At 63.8% G+C, this 23,227-nt stretch carries 14 protein-coding genes and 7 pseudogenes; 8 read left to right on the plus strand and 13 right to left on the minus strand.

The window, feature by feature from the left end:
- Positions 1-229: 229 nt before the first annotated feature.
- The 6 genes and pseudogenes from SHTP_RS11980 to SHTP_RS12005 form a co-directional block, all read right to left on the minus strand.
- Positions 230-1,141 carry a universal stress protein gene (locus SHTP_RS11980; protein ID WP_020725455.1) on the minus strand — a complete coding sequence of 304 codons (912 nt, stop codon included), beginning with the start codon at positions 1,139-1,141 and terminating at the stop codon, positions 230-232.
- Between the two features lie 165 nt (positions 1,142-1,306).
- Positions 1,307-2,560 (minus strand): annotated as a pseudogene (locus SHTP_RS11985) (acyltransferase family protein).
- A gap of 104 nt (positions 2,561-2,664) precedes the next feature.
- The gene (locus SHTP_RS11990; protein ID WP_096370704.1) at positions 2,665-3,447 is read right to left on the minus strand and encodes an SDR family oxidoreductase; all 783 of its coding nucleotides are present in this window, start codon (positions 3,445-3,447) and stop codon (positions 2,665-2,667) included.
- Positions 3,448-3,487: 40 nt separating this feature from the next.
- The gene (locus SHTP_RS11995) at positions 3,488-4,570 is read right to left on the minus strand and encodes an LLM class flavin-dependent oxidoreductase (RefSeq protein WP_096370705.1); all 1,083 of its coding nucleotides are present in this window, start codon (positions 4,568-4,570) and stop codon (positions 3,488-3,490) included.
- Between the two features lie 20 nt (positions 4,571-4,590).
- Entirely contained in the window at positions 4,591-5,199 is a 609-nt protein-coding gene (locus SHTP_RS12000; protein WP_197706244.1) for a TetR/AcrR family transcriptional regulator, read from the minus strand.
- 304 nt (positions 5,200-5,503) lie between these two features.
- Positions 5,504-6,856, minus strand: coding sequence for a cytochrome P450 (locus SHTP_RS12005; protein ID WP_096370707.1), 1,353 nt, complete (start codon positions 6,854-6,856; stop codon positions 5,504-5,506).
- A 150-nt stretch (positions 6,857-7,006) separates the two neighbouring features.
- Here SHTP_RS12005 and SHTP_RS12010 point away from each other — a divergent pair, with 150 nt between their 5' ends.
- The 3 genes from SHTP_RS12010 to SHTP_RS12020 all read left to right on the plus strand — a co-directional run bounded on the left by SHTP_RS12010 (position 7,007) and on the right by SHTP_RS12020 (position 10,023).
- Positions 7,007-8,209, plus strand: coding sequence for an ISAs1-like element IS2404/ISMul1 family transposase (locus SHTP_RS12010; protein ID WP_420811867.1), 1,203 nt, complete (start codon positions 7,007-7,009; stop codon positions 8,207-8,209).
- Positions 8,210-8,246: 37 nt separating this feature from the next.
- Positions 8,247-8,558, plus strand: coding sequence for a hypothetical protein (locus tag SHTP_RS12015; RefSeq protein ID WP_096370708.1), 312 nt, complete (start codon positions 8,247-8,249; stop codon positions 8,556-8,558).
- Between the two features lie 262 nt (positions 8,559-8,820).
- The gene (locus tag SHTP_RS12020) at positions 8,821-10,023 is read left to right on the plus strand and encodes an ISAs1-like element IS2404/ISMul1 family transposase (RefSeq protein WP_420872997.1); all 1,203 of its coding nucleotides are present in this window, start codon (positions 8,821-8,823) and stop codon (positions 10,021-10,023) included.
- A gap of 78 nt (positions 10,024-10,101) precedes the next feature.
- Here SHTP_RS12020 and SHTP_RS12025 read toward each other — a convergent pair whose 3' ends face one another.
- Positions 10,102-10,854, minus strand: coding sequence for an acyl-[acyl-carrier-protein] thioesterase (locus SHTP_RS12025; protein ID WP_096370710.1), 753 nt, complete (start codon positions 10,852-10,854; stop codon positions 10,102-10,104).
- A gap of 9 nt (positions 10,855-10,863) precedes the next feature.
- Positions 10,864-12,307: pseudogene (locus SHTP_RS12030) on the minus strand (NAD(P)-binding protein).
- 279 nt (positions 12,308-12,586) lie between these two features.
- Between SHTP_RS12030 and SHTP_RS12035 the strand changes: the two are divergent.
- The 4 genes and pseudogenes from SHTP_RS12035 to SHTP_RS12050 form a co-directional block, all read left to right on the plus strand.
- Entirely contained in the window at positions 12,587-13,999 is a 1,413-nt protein-coding gene (locus SHTP_RS12035) for a DUF2254 domain-containing protein (protein WP_096370711.1), read from the plus strand.
- Positions 13,996-14,535, plus strand: a pseudogene (locus SHTP_RS12040) (enoyl-CoA hydratase-related protein); the annotation flags it as partial. The gene SHTP_RS12035 and the pseudogene SHTP_RS12040, both read left to right, overlap by 4 nt.
- Positions 14,536-14,670: 135 nt before the next feature.
- Positions 14,671-15,873, plus strand: a complete 1,203-nt coding sequence (locus SHTP_RS12045; RefSeq protein WP_420872998.1) for an ISAs1-like element IS2404/ISMul1 family transposase — start codon at positions 14,671-14,673, stop codon at positions 15,871-15,873.
- Between the two features lie 20 nt (positions 15,874-15,893).
- Positions 15,894-16,205, plus strand: a pseudogene (locus SHTP_RS12050) (crotonase); the annotation flags it as partial.
- 55 nt (positions 16,206-16,260) lie between these two features.
- Here the strand turns inward: SHTP_RS12050 and SHTP_RS12055 are convergent.
- Positions 16,261-17,592, minus strand: a complete 1,332-nt coding sequence (locus tag SHTP_RS12055) for a PE family protein (RefSeq protein WP_096372440.1) — start codon at positions 17,590-17,592, stop codon at positions 16,261-16,263.
- Positions 17,593-17,737: 145 nt separating this feature from the next.
- Positions 17,738-18,802, minus strand: a pseudogene (locus SHTP_RS12060) (cupin domain-containing protein).
- A gap of 296 nt (positions 18,803-19,098) precedes the next feature.
- Here SHTP_RS12060 and SHTP_RS12065 point away from each other — a divergent pair.
- Positions 19,099-19,920, plus strand: a pseudogene (locus SHTP_RS12065) (class I SAM-dependent methyltransferase).
- A gap of 218 nt (positions 19,921-20,138) precedes the next feature.
- Here the strand turns inward: SHTP_RS12065 and SHTP_RS12070 are convergent.
- From SHTP_RS12070 to SHTP_RS12080, 3 genes and pseudogenes are all read right to left on the minus strand, one after another.
- On the minus strand, positions 20,139-20,864 hold the full coding sequence (locus SHTP_RS12070; protein ID WP_096370713.1) for a hemerythrin domain-containing protein: 726 nt from the start codon (positions 20,862-20,864) through the stop codon (positions 20,139-20,141).
- A 26-nt stretch (positions 20,865-20,890) separates the two neighbouring features.
- Complete coding sequence (locus tag SHTP_RS12075) at positions 20,891-21,427, minus strand: peroxiredoxin-like family protein (protein ID WP_012394661.1); 537 nt, start codon at positions 21,425-21,427, stop codon at positions 20,891-20,893.
- 53 nt (positions 21,428-21,480) lie between these two features.
- Positions 21,481-23,159 (minus strand): annotated as a pseudogene (locus SHTP_RS12080) (DHA2 family efflux MFS transporter permease subunit).
- Between the last annotated feature and the right edge of the window lie 68 nt (positions 23,160-23,227).

A 23,227-nucleotide genomic window follows, 5' to 3' on the forward strand; every position in this document is an offset into this window, starting at 1 on the left:
TCCTGGCATGTGTCGCGGCCCCACGGGCAGCGTGGGCACGGTAGCCAAGCCCGTCGGGAGGCATCGGCGTGTGGATCGATGGGCAGCATGGGCGTGCAACCAGCCTTTCTGTCTGGAAGTTAGGGTAGGCTACCCATATGGGCAGCGCAACCCGAATGGCTTGCCGGCCGCCTGGCCGGTGGCTTGGTTCTCGTCAGAGTCGCTGTCGCACAGCGCTTTACGGGCAGAGTTAGCCGGGCGTCGGCGGCGATCGTCGCGCAATCATGACCGGAACATGGGTCAGTAGCACCACCGCGGCGCTGACCGAACCGAACAGCATTGCGGCAAATCCGCCGCTGCCATGGCTGCCGATCACCACCAGCTGGGCTTGCGTCGAGCTGTCGACAAGCTCAGGTGCGGCGTTGTTGCGCGCGATGATGCGGTGAACGGCGACGTCGGGGTACCTCTCGGTCCAGCCGGCCAGTCGCTCGGCCACGATCTGGTCCTCTCGGGAACGCAGCGTCCGCCAGCCCGGACCGGGAAAGCCGACGATCGGATCAAACACATTCGGCGGTTGCCACGTGTGCACCACGGTCAGATCGACCTTGCGACGTGAGGCCTCGTCGAATGCGAGCGCGATCGCCAATTCCGAAGTCGGGGAGCCATCGATGCCGACCAGTACCGTGGACCGCTCCCTGTCGGGATTCAAGTCGACGTCATCGTGGATGACGACCACGGGACAGTGCGAGTGATAGATGAGGCCGGCGCTCACCGAGCCCAGGTGGCGTCCCCGCAGGGTGCCGGTACCGAGGTATCCGACCACCAGCAAGTCGGCGTTTTTGGACATGTCGACCAACGCAGACACCGCCGTCCCGCTGGGCATTTCCAGGTTGATCTGGTTCGGGCCGCGCTGACAGCTTTCGTTGGCGATCTGCAGGGCCTCGTCGAGCAGTTGTTGGCCGCGTTCTCGCAGTTTGCCGGTGTGTTGCGGAGCTAACGAGGAACTCAGCCGGGTCCCCGCGGTGGTGGGCAGCACATGAGCCAAAGTCAGTGCAACGTTGCGCAACTCGGCGTCGCGCGCAGCCCAGCGGATCGCGATCTTGGAACCGGGCGAACCGTCGACGCCGACCACAATCCCGGGATGTTTGCCGAACCTGGACATTGGTTTGCCTCGTTCCCCCTGCCCTTGGATGCTATCGGTGCGCCGTGGGGTTGGCGGGCGAATCAGTGACTGTGGTTGCCGTCGCGGGTTTCCGGCACGGCCGGTCCTTTTCGGTGCGCGGCCGGCCCTCACCCGTCAGGTGTTGGCGTCGCGGTGTGGGGGAGTTCACTCGGCCCTAGCCGGGCGGCAGGCCACTAGCACCAACCCGAAGGCGAAAACGATCGCGGCTACCCATGGAAATCTGCCGGACGGTGCGAAGCCCTCGGTGGCGATGAACCACAGGAAGTACGCTGACATGGCGGCGCCGGTCAGCATGACCGACTCGGCCCACCGCGCCGGCAGCGCCACACCGACCGTGGACAGCGGAGCCTCGAAGAGGCGCCGAAGCCACCACAGCATCACCATCTCGACCGCGGTGACCAGCATCAGCACCACCTCCCACTCCAGGCGGGTCAACCACCAAGCCGTTGTTCCGAGCTCCGGTTGCGGCAACAGCCCAGCCGGATAGGCGACGACGGCCACGATCACGACCGGCACCATGTGCTACAGATAGAGCGCCATCACGTTGTTGTTGGCGAACGACAGCACCCGATGAACCCGTCCGGATCGCAGTGCGCGATTGAGCGCAGGCGCGGCCATCACCGCGATTCCGGCTTGCAGGCATCCGAACGCCAGCATGGCAGCCGTGGGCGGTGTGGTGTTCTGTACGGCTTGGCCGGGAACGCCGATCATGCTGATCGGATAGTGGCCGATCCAAATCAACAGGGTCAGCGCAATCGCTGACACGGCAGCTAGCACCGCGGGTCGGCTGCCCGTCAACAGCCCCGTTTGCCAAGCGATTCCGAGCTGGTAGAGCATGCCCCAGCAGAACAAGTAGTTCAGCCAGCCCAGCTGGGGGAGATGGCCCCCCAGGGAAACCGCGTCTACCGCCACCACGGCCGCCGCCAGTGCCAGCGGTACGACCAAGCCCCAGCGATCATGTGCGGCAATGGCAATGGGGGTGAGGGCCGCGAGCACCACATAGACGGCGAGAAACCACAGGTGCATCGCCACCGCCCAACCCGCATAATCCAGCACCGAGCCGGGCACGCCGAAACCGCGCAGCGCGACCACTATTGCCGAGATCAGCCCGACATACACCGCCGTGGGGCCGAGCACTCGGGCCAGCCGATGCCGCACCCAAGCCTCGCGCGAGGCACGGTCGCCGTCGTAGTGGTGTCGCCACGACACCGCACCGGCATAGCCGGCGACCAGAAAAAACACCGGCACCGCCTGGAATGGCCAGGTCAGCCACTGCGTCCAGGGCAACTCCACCAGTGGGTTCTGCCGACCGAACCGCCCATCGTGATAGGTGACGGATCCGGCCAGCCAATGCCCTGCGACGATGAGCACCACGCCGGAGACGCGGTAGTAGTCCACCGCAAGGTCGCGCACCGGTTTCTTGGCGCCTGTGTTGGGCCGCGTTTCGGTTGGCGTTGCCTGATGATCGACCTGGCGGGCTCGGTCGCCCCTTCGCTTGCCGATTACGTCACCCACTCCGGCTGAGCCGCGACATCGACGGCACTGAAGTCCTTGTGCGCGAGGCCGGCCACGGTGCCGCCGTCGACCACGAATTCCGCGCCAGTCGAGTAACTCGACTCGTCGCTGGCCAGGTAGACGACCAGATTGGAGACTTGCATGGGTTCGGCGGCACGGCCCAGTGCGGTCTGGAACAGGTCCTCGGGGACCCACTCGGTCATTGGCGTCTTGACCAGCCCGGGGTGGATCGAGTTCACTCGAATGCCGCTGGGCCCCAACTCGAGTGCGGTGGATTTCGTCAGCCCGCGCACAGCGAACTTGCTGACCGTGTAGCCGTGGCTGGCGATGGTGCTGGCCAGCCCTTCGATCGATGAGATGTTGATGATCGATCCGCGGCCGGCCTCCTTCATGGGCTTGACCGCGGCGCGGATCCCCAAAAAGACACCGGTGACGTTGATGTCGAGGATCCGCTGCCATTCCGACAGCGCATAGTCCTCGATGGTCCCGATGTTCAGGATGCCGGCGTTGTTGACCAGAACATGCAGTCCACCGAATTCGTTGACCGCGGTGTCCACCGCGGCCGTCCACTGCTCGGGCTGGGTGACGTCGAGGTGGACGTAGCGGGCCGCGTCGCCCAGTTCGGCGGCGACGGCCCTGCCCTCGTCGTCGAGGATGTCGCCGAGGACCACGTGAGCGCCTTCGGCCACCAGCGCCCGAACATGCGATGCGCCCATGCCGCGTGCGCCGCCACTGACCAATGCGACCTCTCCGGTCAACCGCCCAGCCATAGCCTCTCCTCGTCGCTTCGTTGCGTTGCCGAACCTAGGTTCATATTGGTCGGGATTCCGCCGATTCGTCCACCTCCGGTGGCGCCAGTGCGGCCGCGGGCTCGATGTGCTTGCACCGTCCGACGAGCTCAGCGAGGCTGGCGTCGTCCTCGGCATCGCCCGGAACCGACAAGCTGATCCCCGAGCACACGCCCGAATACCACTCGGCCAGGATGTGGGGGATCTCCGGGTAGCTGCCCTGGGGCACAACGAGATCCATTACTTCGTCGGTGAGGTGGCCGGCGAGATCCGTCCAGTCCGCCCGATGGGCTATCTCGGAGAGGGTCAGCCCGACATCTTCGAGGCCGAAGTACTCCAGCTGTCGGCGATACGCGGGGGTGCTGTACAGGAACGCCAACTCGGCGCGACGGGGCTCGCGGAGGCGTTCGACGCCATCGTGGGTCGCGGCCATCATGGGCTGGGGATTGGTCACCACGGCGGGACCGCCGTCGGCTCGCTGGGCGGTCGCGGCCCCCTGCGCCAGAGCGGGAAGCGTGCTCGCCCGCAGCACGCGCGGGTGTGAGTTGGTGGGGTGACACACGAAGCCGTCCGACAACTCGCCGGCCAGGTTGCACATGCGCCGGTTCACCCCACCGGTCCAGATCCGCGGCGCCCGATGAGCTATCGGGCCCGGGTTGAAGTAGGGCTGCAGTCGCTCGAATCGGTAGTGCGGTCCGCTGTGATGCAGGGGCGCGCCGGTCTGGAACGAATCGAAAATCGCGCGTAGCAAATTCACGTAGTCGCCCAGGCGCGACACCGGGTCCGACCACTCGGTGGAGAATCGGCCGACGATGTTGCCGCGCACCTGCGAGGCGATCCCGAGCTCAAAGCGGCCATCGGAATACTTCGCCAGATCCCATGCGGCGTAGGCGGTAAGCATCGGACTGCGCGGAAAGACCACGATCATGCTGGTGCGGACGATGATTCGCTGGGTATGAGTCAGCGCCAGCGTTGCCACGGTGAACGCGTCATGAATGGTTTCCGGAACATGGATCACGTCGAAGCCCAGCCGCTCCACCCGCTGTGCCCAAGCGGCGACGTCCTTGAGATCCATTCGTGGCGGCCAGGACGCGATCATCTGCATGGCGCGCCGCGTTGACTCGCTCACCGGGCCAGCCCGCCCAACAGCAGTGTGGTGGTGTGGTCCATCCAAGCGGCATCGAGATCGCGTTCGTTTGCCAGGGCCATCATCACGGTTCCGTCGATCATGTCCAGCAAGATCCGGGCGTCGACGTCGGGGGTGGCTTGCCCGCTGGCCGCGGCGTGGTCGAGGAAGCGCTGCAGTTGACCGTAGCTGCTGCTCTGTAGCCGGCTGAGTAGCCGGGCCGAAAGGCCGGGCTCGGAGGGCAATTCGGCCATCAGCCCGGACAACGCGGAATGCACCGCCGGTCTGCTGAACAGATCGATGGCGGCACGCAGTAGTGCGCGGATGCCCGATTCGAGTCCATCGGTCAACGGCAGCTCGGTACTGGTCGGGTTGGGAAAGACCGCCTCGTATACCAACTCGATCTTGGTGGGGAACCGGCGGTAGACGGCCGGGGGAGTGGCGCCGGCCCGCGCCGCGACCAGGGGAATGGTGAGCCGGGCATACCCGATCTCCTCGAGGAGCTCGGTCGTCGCACGCAACACCGCGGCATCGATGCGGGCTTCCCTCGGTCGTCCCTGCGATCGAACTCGAGGTTCGGGCTGGTCAGTCCATGCCGTTGACTCCATTACGATCGGATCGTAATGTAATTCACACCGCGAGACAATGGTGCGGCACTGTCGAGAGGCAGAACGGCGGCCCGGACCCATTTACCCCGACTCGTGGATGCGGCCGTCCGATGCCGACGTTCGTCCGGACTCCGAACATGCGCGATCCGCACCCTGCGCTGTCGCTATGGTCGAATGGGCTGCTCGTCCTCGATATCCGTCCCCCCCAGATCTTTTGATCCGCATCTTTCATCGTGCTTGGACAGCGGCGACCTAGATACCACCGGAATCAAGCGCGAATGATTAGTGCGCAGGACGTCTCCGGCTAAAACGCCGGCCGGGTAGCACCAACATTCTCCGTGGCGGGGCACCCCGGAGTTGTTGCCGGCTTTTCCGCTCCCACCGGCGACGCCGGCGGGATGTTCTTGATTGTCCGGACGCTGATGCGCGCGCCGCGGCTTGGTATCAAGGTGACGTACTTTAGGTTCGGCGTCTCATCGGCCGCCGTTGTGGTTATCAATTCGGCCCGCCGCAGGACCTCACGTAAGACAACTCTCATTTCGACGAGGGCGAAGGTGGCCCCGAGGCAGCGGCGAGCGCCGCCTCCGAACGGTAGCCAGGTGGTCGGCCCCGGAGATACGCCTATCATCCGATCTGGGTCGAATCGGTCGGGATCGGGATAGAGCGCGGCGCTGGCATGCACCAGCCCGATTCCCGGCAGCGCCCATGCCCCAGCCGGTAGCTGGTAGCCGGCGACCTCGACGGGCGCTGCAAGCACCCGGCCCACCGCGAATGCCAGCGGGCGGATCCGCAACGTCTCCTTTACTACCGCGTCGAGGTATTCGTCGCCGGCGGCATCGCCTGCCGCGCTGGCGTGGGCTGCCGCCACCGCCCTCGTCAAGATCGTTGGGTGGCGGGTCAGGCGCTCTAGCGCCCAGGCCAAGCCTGTCGCGCTGGTGTCATACCCGGCCACTAGCAACGTGACGAGTTGGTCACGTAGTTCGCGGTCCGTCATTGCATTGTCGTTGCCTTCAGTGCGGATCAGCATCGCCAGCACATCGGCGCGTTTGCCTAGTTCAGCGTCGTTGCGACGGTCGGTGATCTCCGCGTACAGGAGGTTATCCACATCGGCAATTCGCTTTCGCAGCCCTCGCCACGGACGGCGGCTGAGAAGCTTCGGATTGGCGAGCGCCAAGGTGCCCCAAGGGCCCATGCTCAGCAGCCGCGGCACGGCCGTGCGCAGCGCCGCGAGGCGAGCCGGGTCGGTGACGCCGATTACCGTCCGCAGGATCACTTCCAAAGTGATCTCAGACATCCTCACGGTGACCGGGAACGTTCTTCCCGCCGGCCACCCAGCGACATTGTCCGCGGCGATCTCAGCCATCAGCCCGGCTTGGCGGGCAACGGCGTCGCGGTGGAAGGGGGCCAGCATGGTGCGTCGCCGGCATCGATGCGCTTCTTCATCCAGCACCATCAACGAGCTGTCCCCGATCAAGCCGTTCAACAGCGCATTCGCGTCGCCCGCGTGGAAGATGTGGGTATCGCCGGTAAACACCGTCTTGATGTCGCCAGGATCGGCCAGGTATACCTGCGTGCCCATCCTCGCGATCCGCAGTGTGAATACGTCGCCGTACCGGCGCCGGCAGGCGGCCAGAAATTGCGGCCCGCGCAGCAACATCAATACGCAGGGCTCCGGCGTTGTTGATTAGCAGGCTTGTGAGCTGGGTTGATGATCTTTGGTGCCGCGCTATTGGGGCCGGAGTGTAGGCACGGGCTATCTGGAGAACGATCGAGTTGGTTACTGTTCGTCGTTGGTCTGGAGTTGCCCGTGCCTACCGTTTCAGTATTGCCTGTGTCGTCGGTTCCAGAGGTGTTCGACCGCTGGAGTCCTGGTGAGCGCAGCGAGCTCATCGGATCGGAGTTTCTCGATGTGTTGGCCTCGGTGCCAGACCCGAGGGACCCACGCGGTCGGAGGTATTCGCTGATGGCTTTGTTGGCGATCGCGGTTCTGGCCACTGCCGCGGGGATGCGCGGCTATGCTGGTTTTGCCACATGGGCGGCCACCGCTCCCGATGATGTGTTGGCCCAATTAGGGGTCCGGTTCCGGCGGCCCAGTGAGAAGACCTTCCGCGCTGTTTTGTCTCGGCTAGACCCCGCCGACCTCAACGCCAGGATGGGCAGTTACTTCACTGCACACGTGGCCAGCAGCGACCCCAGCGGATTGGTGCCGATCGCGTTGGACGGCAAGATGCTGCGTGGTGCTTTACGCGCCAAAGCGACAGCCACGCATCTCGTGTCGGTGTTCGCCCACCGTGCCCGATTGGTGCTCGGTCAACTCGCTGTCGCCGAGAAAAGCAATGAAATTCCCTGCGTACGTGCCCTGCTCACGCTGCTGCCGGGTAGCTTGCGGTGGCTGGTCACCGTGGATGCGATGCATACCCAGGTCGTCACCGCGAAGTTGATCTGCGCCACCTTGAAGTCGCACTACCTGATGATCGTCAAGTCCAACCAAGCCAAAATACTTGCGCGTATCACCGCGCTGCCCTGGGCCGAGGTGCCCGCAGCCGCTACCGACGACTCCCGCGGCCACGGCCGTGTCGAGACCCGCACCCTGCAAATCATCACCGCTGCACGAGGAATCGGCTTCCCCTACGCAAAACAAATCATCCGGATCACTCGTGAACGCTTGATCACCGCCACCGACCAGCGCAGCGTGGAGGTGGTCTATGCCATCTGCAGCCTGCCGTTCGAGCACGCCCGCCCTACCGCGATCATGACCTGGATGCGTCAACACTGGGGAATCGAGAACAGCCTGCACTGGATACGCGACGTCACCTTCGACGAAGACCGTCAAAGGGCACATACCGGAAACGGCGCACAGGTCCTAGCAACGCTACGCAACACCGCGATCAATCTGCACCGCCTCAACGGCGCCGACAACATCGCCGAAGCCTGCCGGATCACCGCTTTGACCGCCAACCGCCGCCTAGACCTCCTCAATCCACAATTCCCCAGCTCACAAGCCTGCTAATCAACAACGCCGGAGCCCTGCATCAATACGGCTTGTAGTGACCGAGAAAGTGGTGGCCCTGGCGGCAGAACGCCAGAATTATTATGGGGCACTGGCAAATCCTATGGCTCGTGCTTTTATAAAAGTCGACTATGCGGTCAATTGCCGTTATTTTGGCGTAGATGCCATTGGTTTCGATGCTTCAAACATCGAAACCTTAACGCTACGTTGGCATTACCTGCGGAGACTGTTGCTGCTGAAGACTCATGCAAATTCTGCCGTCTGCAAATCGGACAATTTTTCTGACGCCGTCGGTGTCAAAATACCAAAGCTCGCGACACCGTGCAACCAATACTGGATTCATGACTAGAATGCGTAACTAGAATTCACAATTGGAATTTAGAACTAGAATTCATCACCAGAATTAGCGCAAGGATATTTGGGGGGTCCACAAGTATCCGGGTGGACGATCTCGATCGGCGTTTCGGTCAGGGCTCCGGCGTTGTTGATTAGCAGGCTTGTGAGCTGGGTTGATGATCTTTGGTGCCGCGCTATTGGGGCCGGAGTGTAGGCACGGGCTATCTGGAGAACGTTCGAGTTGGTTACTGTTCGTCGTTGGTCTGGAGTTGCCCGTGCCTACCGTTTCAGTATTGCCTGTGTCGTCGGTTCCAGAGGTGTTCGACCGCTGGAGTCCTGGTGGGCGCAGCGAGCTCATCGGATCGGGGTTTCTCGATGTGTTGGCCTCGGTGCCAGACCCGAGGGACTCACGCGGTCGGAGGTATTCGCTGATGGCTTTGTTGGCGATCGCGGTTCTGGCCACTGCCGCGGGGATGCGCGGCTATGCTGGTTTTGCCACATGGGCGGCCACCGCTCCCGATGATGTGTTGGCCCAATTAGGGGTCCGGTTCCGGCGGCCCAGTGAGAAGACCTTCCGTGCTGTTTTGTCTCGGCTAGACCCCGCCGACCTCAACGCCAGGATGGGCAGTTACTTCACTGCACACGTGGCCAGCAGCGACCCCAGTGGATTGGTGCCGATCGCGTTGGACGGCAAGATGCTGCGTGGTGCTTTACGCGCCAAAGCGACAGCCACGCATCTCGTGTCGGTGTTCGCCCACCGTGCCCGATTGGTGCTCGGTCAACTCGCTGTCGCCGAGAAAAGCAATGAAATTCCCTGCGTACGTGCCCTGCTCACGCTGCTGCCGGGTAGCTTGCGGTGGCTGGTCACCGTGGATGCGATGCATACCCAGGTCGTCACCGCGAAGTTGATCTGCGCCACCTTGAAGTCGCACTACCTGATGATCGTCAAGTCCAACCAAGCCAAAATACTTGCGCGTATCACCGCGCCGCCCTGGGCCGAGGTGCCCGCAGCCGCTACCGACGACTCCCGCGGCCACGGCCGTGTCGAGACCCGCACCCTGCAAATCATCACCGCTGCACGAGGAATCGGCTTCCCCTACGCAAAACAAATCATCCGGATCACTCGTGAACGCTTGATCACCGCCACCGACCAGCGCAGCGTGGAGGTGGTCTATGCCATCTGCAGCCTGCCGTTCGAGCACGCCCGCCCTACCGCGATCATGACCTGGATGCGTCAACACTGGGGAATCGAGAACAGCCTGCACTGGATACGCGACGTCACCTTCGACGAAGACCGTCAAAGGGCACATACCGGAAACGGCGCACAGGTCCTAGCAACGCTACGCAACACCGCGATCAATCTGCACCGCCTCAACGGCGCCGACAACATCGCCGAAGCCTGCCGGATCACCGCTTTGACCGCCAACCGCCGCCTAGACCTCCTCAATCCACAATTCCCCAGCTCACAAGCCTGCTAATCAACAACGCCGGAGCCCTGGCGTTTCGGTCCAGAGCGGCCGATCGCCGCTGGGGATCGGGCACGGGAGATAACCGCGCTAAAGCTTGCGCAACAAGGCCGCCGCGCGAACGTCGTCACCGACGGTGAACTGGAGGTGTGTCACCCCGTCGCGTTGCTCGGAGCGGATGGTGACCGTTTCGCCAAACTTGATCGGACTGCGGTACTCGAGCACGGCGCGGTAGGGGGCCGTCAAGGTCGTCTGTTGGCTGAGTATCTCGTGTATGCCGTGCCAGTAGATGGTGTTGTTGACATGCTCAAACGGATCAATATCTGTGCGACGCAACGGAAATGGTGTGTCCACACCGGCCGTGATCGGCTCGGTGAGCCAAGGCCGCCACTTGAGCCGGTGGTCGTCGGTGGTGCTGCCGAAGCGGGTCAGGCAAGCATCGGTGAGTCGTGACGGAGTCAAGGTGTCCTTGTTGACGCACAGCCAGAAGCCTTCGGTTTCGATCCGTCCACCGCGCGAGCCCTCCAACTGAACGCGCATGTTGCACCATCTGGTGGAAAGGGCCGCGCACCAACGGCGGAAGGTGATCTCGCTGGGTAGCTCGATCGGCTCGATAACGTCGATCACGGTGCGCAGGACGATCCAATGGGGGTGGACCTCGGCCAATTCGGCATCGGCGAGATGCTCGGCGCCGACTTCTTGGATGTAGCGCGCGACACCATCGAGGCGTAGCCGCATGTGTTCGTCGATATCGGTGGTGGCCAGTCGCCAGCTTGTTCGGTATACGTATCCAGCACCGGGGAGGGCGACCAACGGCGCTTGGGCGTCAGTGTTGTCCGGCACGTCCTGTCCTCACTGTTGTTGACTTGCGCCGTCGTGACCATGATCGCTGAGCAGCTTCTCCAGCTGCTCGCTGGCGATGTTCAACTTCGATCGGAACATTGATACCACCCGGTCGCGCACCCTCGGCTTGTGCGACAGGGGCGGGAGCAAGTCGGCTAGCAGGTTCAACCGCGCCGAACTCAGCCAGTCGGTGAGCTCGACATCGTCGAGCCAGCGCTGAACGTTTCGAAGGTCGGAGTGTGTCAGCCGCATCCAGTCCAGATCGGAATCCGGATGTGGAATCGGGGTACAGAGCTCGTTTTTCACCTCGTCCCCGTCGTAGGCGAGTTCAACGTGCGCGGTAAAGGCGGCACTGAATACCTGCTGGCATCCGCGTACCGCCTGCAGGGTGAGGTGATCGCCGTCGAAGACGGGTTTGGCCGGGCGCTGCGGTGCGCCGTCGGCGGTGCAGTCGACATAGAGGGCCGACGCTGAGCAGGGGACCGATCCGCCGTCGAGCACGATCTCGGTGGAGTCGATGCGCTGGACGTGGCCCATCCTCACCACGTCCTCGATGCGGCGCAGTTGGTCGAATTCGGGCTGTGACACCGTCGCGCACCGATACATGGTTGGCCGTACCGCAGGGTCGAGCCGAAGCAATGTTCCGGCCTTTTCGAGCCGGTCAAACAGATCCCGGATCGATGTTGCTCTACCGATTGCCTCGAGAGTGATGCCGTAACTATCGCGGAATTGCTTGATGAATGTCGGCCCGGGCTGCAGCGTGGCGCGGTCGATCACCCACGCGTCTCGGGGCTTGATCCAGGTCAGCTGGCCGGGATCGACGCTATTGCGTAGCAACCAAAGGCAGACATCCATGGCCGGTCTTGCCCGCGCCGACGATCACGTACCGGTCTTTTCCGGTGAACTTGGGCAGATCGTTGGGCGCAATGCAGTCGATCCCGGGCGCCACCGGGTAAGGCGTCGGCCGCATGGACGGCACGACGGCACGCAGGTAGGTGGCATCGACGATGCGACGGCTGACGGTGACCTGGTGTTCTGCTCCACCCAGGGTCCGGAACCGGCCATCACCGAGGTATTCGCTCATCGGGAAGTACTCGACCCGGCCGGTGGGAAGAAACTGCTGCTGCATGACGGCGTCGAAGTAGGCGCAGATCTCGCCGACGGGTGCGAGTTCGTTCAGCCCCTGGTTCCAGCCGACGGCGTCAATGGTGTTGTTGCCCAATGGCCGTGAGTTGACGCCGTAGTACGCCGACGGTTGATGCAGCCGTACGAAGGGGTAAGCCGTGGTCCAGTGCCCACCCGGCGCATGCGCGCGGTCGACGATAACCACCCGCGCATCGGATTCGGTGATGAGCGTGTCGGTGAACGCCATTCCCATTGCACCGGCTCCCACCACGAGGTAATCGGCTTCAATGGCTTTTGCTGGCGCCTGCACATGCTCTCCTTCGCGCATCGGTATGGGGCGACACTGAAGCCGCTGACGGTACGCGACCCACCGTCGCCCTGGCGAAGCGCTCCTTTGCTACCGCCGCGCCGAATGGAGTCTAAGCCCGCGCGCCACTGGACCGACCGTGGATGGGCCGCGGCAAGCGACGCGCGGGAGCCCGCAGGGGTGTCTGCGGAGCACCTCCGGGTGTATGACTGGTTGGGCTGCATGTTTGAGGAGGCCCCATGACGGACCCGAACACCCGAGAACGCACCTATCGATCAGGCTCGGGCGGCGGGTAGCCGGGTGTCGCGCGGGGGTGAGCGGAATTCGGGCCTGCGGGGCTTTCTGCAGGCTCTCACCCAGCGTCGCGTCGCGATCGCCGAAGGCCTGCGCAGCCGGTTGTGGCCAACACCGGCACTGGGCGTAGTGATGGCGATCGCGGTTGGGCTGGCGCTACCCGAAGTCGACAGCGCCGTCGATCCGCACATGCCGCCCGCGCTGACCAGCTACATATTCGGTGGTGGCGCCGATGCGGCGCGGGAACTGCTGAGCGCGATCGCGACCTCGTTGGTGACGGTGACGTCGTTGACGTTCTCGTTGACCCTGATCACCCTGCAGCTGGCCAGCAGTCAGTACACGCCCAGACTGCTCCGCACCTTCGCCGCCGATCATTTCGTTCAGCGCACGCTGGCGGTGTTCCTCGCCACGTTCGCCTATGCGCTGACGGTCCTGCGCAGCGTCCGCAACAAGCGCGGTGAAGGCGCCGAGTTCGTTCCCCAGATCGCGGTAACGCTGTCCTATCTGTTGGCCATGGTGAGTGTGCTGGCCCTGGTCTTGTTTCTGGGCCATCTGGTGCGTCAGATCCGGATCGAGATGATGCTCGGCCACGTCTCGGCTGAGGCGACCGCGACCGCCCACCGCGTGCTGGATCCGCTCGATGACGACGAGCCCGACGACCGCATTCCATCACCTCCGACGGCGCATTCGATGATCGTGACCCAAGCGTCGGGTTTCCTGGTGGAAGTCGATGAGCGCGCCGTCCTGGCCGCAGCGGTGGACGCCGACGCCGTCGTCTGGCTCGACCGTCAAGTCGGATCTTCGCTGATCGCGGGCGTGCCGGCCGCATTCTGCTGGTCGGCGGATCCGTCGTGTCCGCTTGATGCGGAAAGACTGGCGTCGCTGCGCAAACGCGGCTGCGCTGCGATGCGCACCGGTATGGAACGCACCAGCACCCAAGACATCAGCTACGGGCTGCGACAGCTCACCGATGTCGTGATCCGGGCACTTTCCCCGGGCATCAACGACCCGACCACCGCGGTGCACGGCTTGAGTTCTTGTGCGGCCGTTTTGTGTGACCTCGTCAACTACCGGCTGGGCTATCGGGTGCTGCGCGACGACGACGGGGCGCCCCGGGTAGTCGTCGCCGCGCCGGACCTGGCCGCGCTACTTGATGTCGTGTGCACGCAGGTGCAGCAGTATGGCTCCAGAGATCCGGTGGTGCTGGCCAGACTGCTGTCGCTGCTTCGCGAACTAGCCTGGACGGCGCGGCTGCCGGTGCATCGACGTGCCGTCGCCGGCCGGCTCGTCCGCGTTCAGCAGGCCATCGCCGAACAGGGCTTCGATGCCAGCGTGAGCGCTCAGCTCGATGCACTCGCCGGCGAAGTTCGTGCGGCGATGGATCGGCGGTGGTCACCGGCGATCGGTACCTCGACATGACCGATCTCACCGTGAGCGTCACCGACGGCATCGCGATATTGACCCTGAACCGTCCGCAGCGCCGCAACGCCTACACCGCCGAGATGGGACTGTCGCTCAGCTCGGCCTACCGGCAGTGCGATGACGATGATGCGGTGCGCGCGATCGTGGTCACAGGAGCCGGTGATGCGTTTTGCGCCGGCGCCGATTTCTCCGGGGACACAAATCCTTTTGACGCGCCCGACGGTGGCGGCGGGTTTACCGCAGCACCGATAGATCCCGCGACATTCGAGTTGCGCACGCCCGTCATCGCCGCAGTCAACGGCCACGCCATCGGGATCGGTCTGACCATCGCCTTGCAAGCCGACATCCGGATCATGGCGGAGTTCGCCAAATACGCGGTCGTGCAGGTCCGTCGCGGAGTCATTGCCGACTGCATGTCGCATTGGACCCTGCCGCATCTGGTGGGCAGTGCGGCGGCAGCGGACATCCTGTTGACCGGGCGCACGTTCGACGGCGCGGAGGCATTGGCCATGGGAATCGCCACCCCAGGGCTCCGGCGTTGTTGATTAGCAGGCTTGTGAGCTGGGTTGATGATCTTTGGTGCCGCGCTATTGGGGCCGGAGTGTAGGCACGGGCTATCTGGAGAACGATCGAGTTGGTTACTGTTCGTCGTTGGTCTGGAGTTGCTCGTGCCTACCGTTTCAGTATTGCCTGTGTCGTCGGTTCCAGAGGTGTTCGACCGCTGGAGTCCTGGTGAGCGCAGCGAGCTCATCGGATCGGAGTTTCTCGATGTGTTGGCCTCGGTGCCAGACCCGAGGGGCCCACGCGGTCGGAGGTATTCGCTGATGGCTTTGTTGGCGATCGCGGTTCTGGCCACTGCCGCGGGGATGCGCGGCTATGCTGGTTTTGCCACATGGGCGGCCACCGCTCCCGATGATGTGTTGGCCCAATTAGGGGTCCGGTTCCGGCGGCCCAGTGAGAAGACCTTCCGCGCTGTTTTGTCTCGGCTAGACCCCGCCGACCTCAACGCCAGGATGGGCAGTTACTTCACTGCATACGTGGCCAGCAGCGACCCCAGTGGATTGGTGCCGATCGCGTTGGACGGCAAGATGCTGCGTGGTGCTTTACGCGCCAAAGCGACAGCCACGCATCTCGTGTCGGTGTTCGCCCACCGTGCCCGATTGGTGCTCGGTCAACTCGCTGTCGCCGAGAAAAGCAATGAAATTCCCTGCGTACGTGCCCTGCTCACGCTGCTGCCGGGTAGCTTGCGGTGGCTGGTCACCGTGGATGCGATGCATACCCAGGTCGTCACCGCGAAGTTGATCTGCGCCACCTTGAAGTCGCACTACCTGATGATCGTCAAGTCCAACCAAGCCAAAATACTTGCGCGTATCACCGCGCTGCCCTGGGCCGAGGTGCCCGCAGCCGCTACCGACGACTCCCGCGGCCACGGCCGTGTCGAGACCCGCACCCTGCAAATCATCACCGCTGCACGAGGAATCGGCTTCCCCTACGCAAAACAAATCATCCGGATCACTCGTGAACGCTTGATCACCGCCACCGACCAGCGCAGCGTGGAGGTGGTCTATGCCATCTGCAGCCTGCCGTTCGAGCACGCCCGCCCTACCGCGATCATGACCTGGATGCGTCAACACTGGGGAATCGAGAACAGCCTGCACTGGATACGCGACGTCACCTTCGACGAAGACCGTCAAAGGGCACATACCGGAAACGGCGCACAGGTCCTAGCAACGCTACGCAACACCGCGATCAATCTGCACCGCCTCAACGACGCCGACAACATCGCCGAAGCCTGCCGGATCACCGCTTTGACCGCCAACCGCCGCCTAGACCTCCTCAATCCACAATTCCCCAGCTCGCAAGCCTGCTAATCAACAACGCCGGAGCCCTGATCGCCACCCGAACACTGCCGGGTCCGCACGTGCTCGGACACGCAATGGCCGTGGCGCGCGACATCGCGGCCAACACCGTACCGATGTCGGTCGCGCTGAGCAAGGGGCTGCTGTGGGACACCCTGATCAACGGCTACACACCGCGTCAGGTCGCCGAGCTGGAGACACAACTGCATCGGCGGGTCATGGGCAGTGCCGATGCACGCGAGGGAGTCGAGGCGTTCCTGCAGCACCGCGCCCCACGTTGGAGCGCGTCGGTGTCGTCGGCGTGGAAACCGTTGCCCGCACCCGATCATCGGGAGCAACCGTGACAACCGCGGCTACCCCGTGCCGACAGATGTCGGTGAAGGGCGGCAGCTTGGACGGCTAGGCGGGAGTGATCGCCGTCGCTAATTCTTGTGGCACAGAGGTCAATAGCGTGCTAACGATGCCGCCAACGGTGGGACCCGAGACAACCTCCTGAAAATACGGCAGGAACCAGGTCACGGTCGCTGTGGTGGCATGTGGAGCAACGAGAATCCCGTCGAACGGGACATCGAGGACCACGAATCCCAGACGGATCGGCAGCAACAACGGCAGCGTCACCCCACCATTGAGGAAGCCGTTGGCCAAGACAGCAGGAGCATCGACGAGGGCGCCCAATGCCTCCGCAATGTCCCCGCTCTGCACCGCGGTGGTGAAGGCGTTCAAGCTAATTTCGAATCCCTGCAGTGTGCTGAGCGCGGGACCTGCTGCCACGAACGCCACCGCGGGTGCCACGTCGGTGAGTGCTGTGCCACCGAGATTGATGAGGTTTTGCTGGATCTGTCCCCCAATGGCCGAGATCGGGGATAGGTCAGCCAACGCCCGATTCAGCGCCGACGGGTCATACAGCACGGCACCGAGGTCCTGGGCTGCGTTCTGCAGCGACGTGGCGATCGTTTGCCCGTAACCCAGCTGGTTGGCGAGGATCTGACTCAAGAAGGGCGCCGGATTGGCGGCCCACGTGCTGCCCAGGCTTTGCAGGTTGGCGGCCGTGTTCTCGATCAGTTCTTGGTACGGGGCGGCAATGTCCACCGTCGCCTGTGCCGCCGGTGCCGCGGTGGAGCCGAGCAGCGACAGCGACGCGAGCGAGGCAGGCAACGATGCGGAAACGGATTCCACGCTGGCCGCGACGTGCCCGGGAAGGAGCGTGGCCGCGCTGGCGACCCGGGTGGCCGAGGCGGCAACCACGGACTCGGCCACAGTGACCCGGCCAAGTGTGGCGTTCGCGCCGCTACGCACCGCAGTCGCTACGGCATCGACGGTTCGCAGGCCTGCGGTCCCGATGACGCCAGTGCCGGGGCCAGCGGTTGCGGAACCATCGGTGGGGATCAGCGGGTGCCCGAGCAATGCTCGAGCGGGCGCGTTCACCGTCTTGATCAGATTCTGCTCGGCGTTGGCGACTTCGGCGCTTAGGTATGCGGCCCCGCTGCCTTTCAACACGCTCACGAACTCGTCATGAAATGCTGCCGCCCGGGCGCTGAGGGTTTGGTACTCCTGAGCGTAGGAGCCGAATAGCGTTGCAATGGCGGTGGATACCTCATCGGAGGCTGCGGCTGCTATCCCCGTCGTGGGGACCGCGGCCGCCGCGTTCGCCACCCCCAGCGTCGAACAAACATCCACCAGATTTTCCGCGGACGTGGCTACCATGTCCGGCAGCACGGTGAGAAATGACATGTCTACCTCCTGCCCGGTCATCATCGACCCATTGGCATGGCAGAAACGATCGCAGCACCTTGCCAGCTCCACTAGAGACTTTCGTCGTTACCTGGTCGGGGCCCGCGTTCACATTCGCAGCTGTCCGGTTTCGGCCGGCTTGCGGTCACTCACCTACCAGGTGCCGGTCGACGGGATTGATGCGATTGACGACCAGGGGGTCAGTCCGGGTGAACGGGAAGTCCGGCAGGTCGTCGATGTGGGTGTTGAAGGTGGCGGCCAGCACCTCGCGCGAGTAGGCGCTCACCGAAGCGCGGTAGCCGATGTCGCCGGGTGTGGGTTGGTCGAAAAAGATGGTGAAGTGCCACTCGTCGCAGTCGATCACCTCGATGTGGTGCGGATAGGCGCGCGGGATGAAGTAGACGTCTCCCGCGTTCAGGTGCCAAGTGTCCAGGGTGCCATCGGGGTCCATGACTGTCATCCGGGCCGAACCCTGTTGTGCATAACCCATTTCGGCCGTGACGGGGTGTTAATGCGGTTCGCGCATGCCATCCTCCTTGATCCGCAGTGAGTACATCGACAAGTCCTTCAACGCCGGCCAGTACTGCACCCGCGCGAGCCGCGCCGAACCGACCGCGACGCTGATGGGCGGTTGCTGAGCCTCCACCGCAAACTTGTGCGGGTCGTTGTACGAGGCAGTGCCGGGGGCCACCGCAGGGCCGGATCGGGCCGCCAGCGCTCGGTCGGAGGCGCGACGACGGATCGTGCCGAACGCGGCGGCGTCCAGGTCGTAGGTGTTGCCCAGCACGGCATCGGTCATCGCGCCAAACGCAGCGCCCAAGCCGAAGTCTTCGGGGCGTTCGTGGCGGAAGGCGATGATGAACTCGGCGACGTCCTCGCCGATGTTCTCGATGTGGTGCAGCGACCCCGAGTCGATGTGGAACATCTCGCCGGCGCTGACGGTGAATGACGAGAACTGGCTTCCGCTGTCGAGCACTGACACCAGTGAGGTTCCGGACACGCAGGAGGTCAGCTCGTTGGCGTTGGCATGCCAGTGGGGGGTACGCATCGCGCCCGGGTTGATCAGCACTCGCTTGATCGACATGCCTCGCAGGATCGGGAAGGTGTCAGCGGTGACTCGGCGGATCGAACCCAGGTCGCTTTCCTCAACGATTTCGCCATCCCACAGGGAGATGGCGTGGGTGGTGAGGCGGTCGGACGTCGTGGTCATTGAAGGTTCCTCTCCGGTAGCGGCAACCGGCTTGGGTCGATGCCTTTGCCATACCTCGGATCGTCGCAGCGCCGGCGAGTGACCGTCCAAGACTGATCTCGAATGGTTCAACAATCGGCGCCTATCAATGCGAAACGGGGCCTTGATCGCAGGCCCAGGCCTGTCGGGTAGTTCGTATCGGTGGCATCGTGGAGATCACCCTGGTGGGGAGGATTCTGATACTCGAGTGGCACTGCACAATTCGGGGTAAGGCGGCGTTCGTAGCGGCAGTCGTAATCGGGCAAACGGAGGCAGCAATGACCGAGACGCACAAGGTCGACTTCAGCGATGTGCGGTGGGGGTCGGTGGAGTGGACAAATCTCTGCACGCTGTACTTGCGGGCATGCGAGAGCCGCTCGCCGGCGCCAATTCTGGGCGACACGGCGGCAGCGGAGGCGGTGCAGCGCATCGAATACGACTGGGGCCGCATGGACCGCACCATGTGGCCCGCAACCAGCCAATACATGGTCACCATGCGGGCCAAGCAGTTCGATGACTGGTGTACGGACTTCCTGGGGCGCCATCGCAACGCCGTGGTTCTGCACCTGGGGTGCGGCATGGATACCCGAGCCTTCCGGCTGCACCCGCCACAGAGCGCGCAATGGTACGACGTCGATCAACCGGATGTGATCGCGTTGCGGCGCAAGCTCTACGACGACTGCGCCGGCTACCGGATGATCGGGTCGTCGGTGACCGATGAGGCGTGGCTGGACGAGATACCCACCGATCGCCCAACGCTGCTGGTCGCAGAGGGCCTGCTCATGTATCTCACCGAGCCGGAGGTCCGGATGTTGCTGCAGCGTGTGACGGATCGGTTTGGTGCCGGGGAGCTTGCCTTTGACACAACGTCGCCGTTGGGGCCGCGGCTGTTCAAGGCCTTTACCAAGGGCATCACCTAGTGGGGTATCAGTGACGTGCGGGACCTCCAGCAATGGAACCCGCGGCTGCGCTTCCTCGAGCAGACCCATGTTGGGGCGCTTTTTGCACGCATACCCTCGGCGCCGATACGACTGCTATGGCGGCTGGTCTATGCCACACCGGTGCGAAACTTCGACGTGCTCAACCGGTTTGCGTTCTAGTTCAGGCCACAACTCGGGGCCTCGCTCGGCCCCCGTCTAGTTAGGTGCCGTCGCTAGCCGCTCGTTGGATGCCTGCCAATGCCAAACAGTATGTATGGCATTGGAAAACTATTCGGTGCAAATGGTGTGATTGAACGGGAAATGTTGCCTAGCAATGCATTTCGTCAGTTCGGAGTGGGCGATTTCGGTGCAGGGCGGCAGGCGTTGCGCAGGCGGGGCTAGCTGGCCGTGAATTGGCCCAGCTCGTACATGCCGAGGGCTTTCTCGACATCGGCGACCTGGTCGACCACCCCTTGAAAACCGGCCTGGCCGAACTGCCGGTGCTCCTCGTCTTCGAACACCTCGGCCAGGTCGCGGAACTCTCCGGCCGGCATCACGTCCCGCAACGCCGGAAAGATGACGGTGTCTTCGCGTGCCTCGTGCGGCTCGTACATTCGGATGAACGCCGTCATATCCCGGACCAGGGCGTCTCGCCCTGGCTGGCCGGGCGCGCTACCCGCTGCGGCGGTAGCGGCGAGAATCCGGTCGGTGACTCCCCGGCCTCGTTGGTGCTGGGTGCGCAGTACGGAAGTGGTGTCGGTGAATTTTCCGGCCTGCTCCAGCGTGGGAAAGACATATCGTTCTTCGAGGGCTTCGTGATAGTTCTCGACGAACGCTCGGATTATCTGAGCGCTGGCGTTGAGTTCTTGTGTGGGAGCCGGATCGCCAACTTGCAGGCGGTGGATCCCTTCTCGGTAGATCAGCAAGATTCGTTTGAGGACCCCGTGCTCGCGCATCAGGTCTTCGGGAGCGGTGACGGTCACCTGCTCGGATGAGGATGCGCCCGCGTCGGCTGGCTTGCGCGGTGAACCGGTGCAAGCCGACAGGGCGATCGCACCGGTTACGGGCATCGCGATTCCGAAGAGGCGACGGCGGCTCAGGGGCCGGTGTGGCTCATCGATCACGATCGCACCTCTCGTGACCAGCCGCCTCAGCGGGAGGAGGCGGCCAGGTCCAATAGTTCGTCTACCGACCACTGATCGTCGGCGTGGTTTCCATATTTGGTGGCCAGCACCCGGCCGTCTGAACCGATGAGGAAGTCGGCCGGAAGTCCCAAGTGTCCCTCACCGATCCCCGCGGCGCCGCGCCACGATTGGCCCTTCATTCCCCGGCTCGCGGCCATCCAGGCCCGTGGGCTTAGCACGGCTTTCGGCGAGGACTCGACACCGAACTCGCGGTAGAGCTCTTTGGCGGGGTCGGCGATCGTCGCGAAGGGCAGTTCCGCCTGATACTCACGCATCGCCGAAGCGCTGGAGTGAAACACCGCGACCTCTCGGATTCCGGCGGCGACGATCTCATCGTGTCGTCCGCTGATCGACCGGAGATGAAGGTTGCAGATCGGGCAGCCGGCGAAGCGGCGGAACTGTAGATGTACCAGGTGATCCGGGTCGGGCACTGGCACCGTCTGGTCATGGATGTCGCTGAGTTGATGCGCGGCGAGAACGTCACCGACTTCGATTCTTCGCATGCAACCAGCCAACCACGAGCTTCCGACACCGGGTACCCAGTGCGCTGCATGATTCAGCCATCCGGCCCGGACGGCGTCAGGTCGTTCGATGAGCTGTTGCGGCCGGCGCCGGGCCGGGTGTCTTCTGGTGGCGACTGCCGGCCATGGGGTGCAGCGTCGGGTTCGGGCGTGCGCTCGAGCGACGACGTTTGGCTCAGTGCGGTCAGCGCCGACCATTTCGGCAAGAAAGCCAACGGTATGAAGGCCAACACCCCCAGGACGACTGCCACCACAAACACCACGCTGTACGCGCGCGAAAGTTCGTGCAACACGGGCTGGTCAAGGGGGACGCCGGGTCGGTGCTCACGCAAGATCTCGGCCTTGCTGGCATCGGAGGCATTTTCGCCATTGTTGAGCTGGCTGGTCAGGATCACCGACATTAGCGCGGTGCCTACCGCGGCTGCCATCTGCTGATTGACTTTGATCAGCGTTGAACCCCTCGCGATCTGGTTGGGGGCCAGGCTCTGCATTGCCACCGCGACAAGCGGCATCCTGGTGCAGCCCATGCCCATGCCAGGATCGTCAGACCGATCAACAGCATCGGAAGGTATTCGCGCTGGGTGGCGACCCCGAAGGCGAAGACGCCCATACCGGTGGCAATCAGCGTGACGCCGATGACGAGTACCCCGCGAGCACCGCGTCTGTCCACCAACGCTCCCGCCAACGGCACTGCCAGCGCGGCGCCGATTCCGCGGGGCAGCAAGCTCATCCCGGCTTGCAGCGGGGTGTGGTCGAGCAGCTGTTGGAAGTAGCTGGGAAAGAGCACCCCGGCGCCGAAAGTCGAGACGATGTAGAGAAACATCGCCACGTTGGCCAAGGTGAGCGCGCGGTTGGTGAGCAGGCGCAGATCGATGAGGGGCTTGTCCGCGCGGTAGAGGGCATGAAACACAAACCCGACTATCAAGGCGATACCGATTCCCGCCGGTACCCACACGTGGCGATCGGCCACGGTGCCATAGATGGGGATTTCCGACATCCCGTACAAAAACGCCGGCAGGCCCGGCGACAGCAGCAGCATCCCGACGACGTCGAAGGTTTCCGACGGTGCGGGCGTATCTCGAGGGAACACGATCGCGGCCAGACCCACCGCGACCACCCCGACCGGCAAGTTGACCCAGAAGATCCACTGCCAGCTATAGCTGTCGATGAGCCAGCCGCCCAAGGCGGGACCAAAAGCCGGAGCGAGCACACCCGGAATCCCCAGCACGGCCATCACACGGCCAACCCGTTTGGGGCCCGCCTCGCGGTTGACGATGGTCAGGGCCAGCGGCGCCAGCATGCCGCCACCGAGACCCTGCACCACTCGAGAAGCGATCAGCAGGGCGATGTTTGGCGCAATCGCGCACAGAAGTGAGCTCAGGGTGAACACCAATATCGAACCCATGAACATTCGTTTGGTACCGAATCGGTCGGCCGCCCAGCCTGCCAGGGGGACCACAGCAGCCAACGCAAGCGTGTAGCCGGTGATCGTCCAGGCAACGACGGCCTGGGTCGAACCGAAGGTGTCGACGAATGTGCGCTGTGCGACGGTGACGACGCTGGTGTCCACCATGGTCATGATCGAGCCCAGAACGCACACGCCGGCAATCCGCCACAGTCCGGCGTCCAGCCGGTCCGGATAGCTGTGTTGGTCTCGGTTGTCCGGATGAGTGTCCGGTGATCTCGGTCGGCGCGGGGTGCCCGCGCGGCGCATCACCATAGGATCCGGAACCCTTGGGCCACGCCGGAAGTTGGGGTCGGGGGCGCGTCCGCCGCTGGAGC

The sequence above is a fragment of the Mycobacterium ulcerans subsp. shinshuense genome, assembly GCF_002355775.1.
Lineage (GTDB): Bacteria > Actinomycetota > Actinomycetes > Mycobacteriales > Mycobacteriaceae > Mycobacterium > Mycobacterium marinum.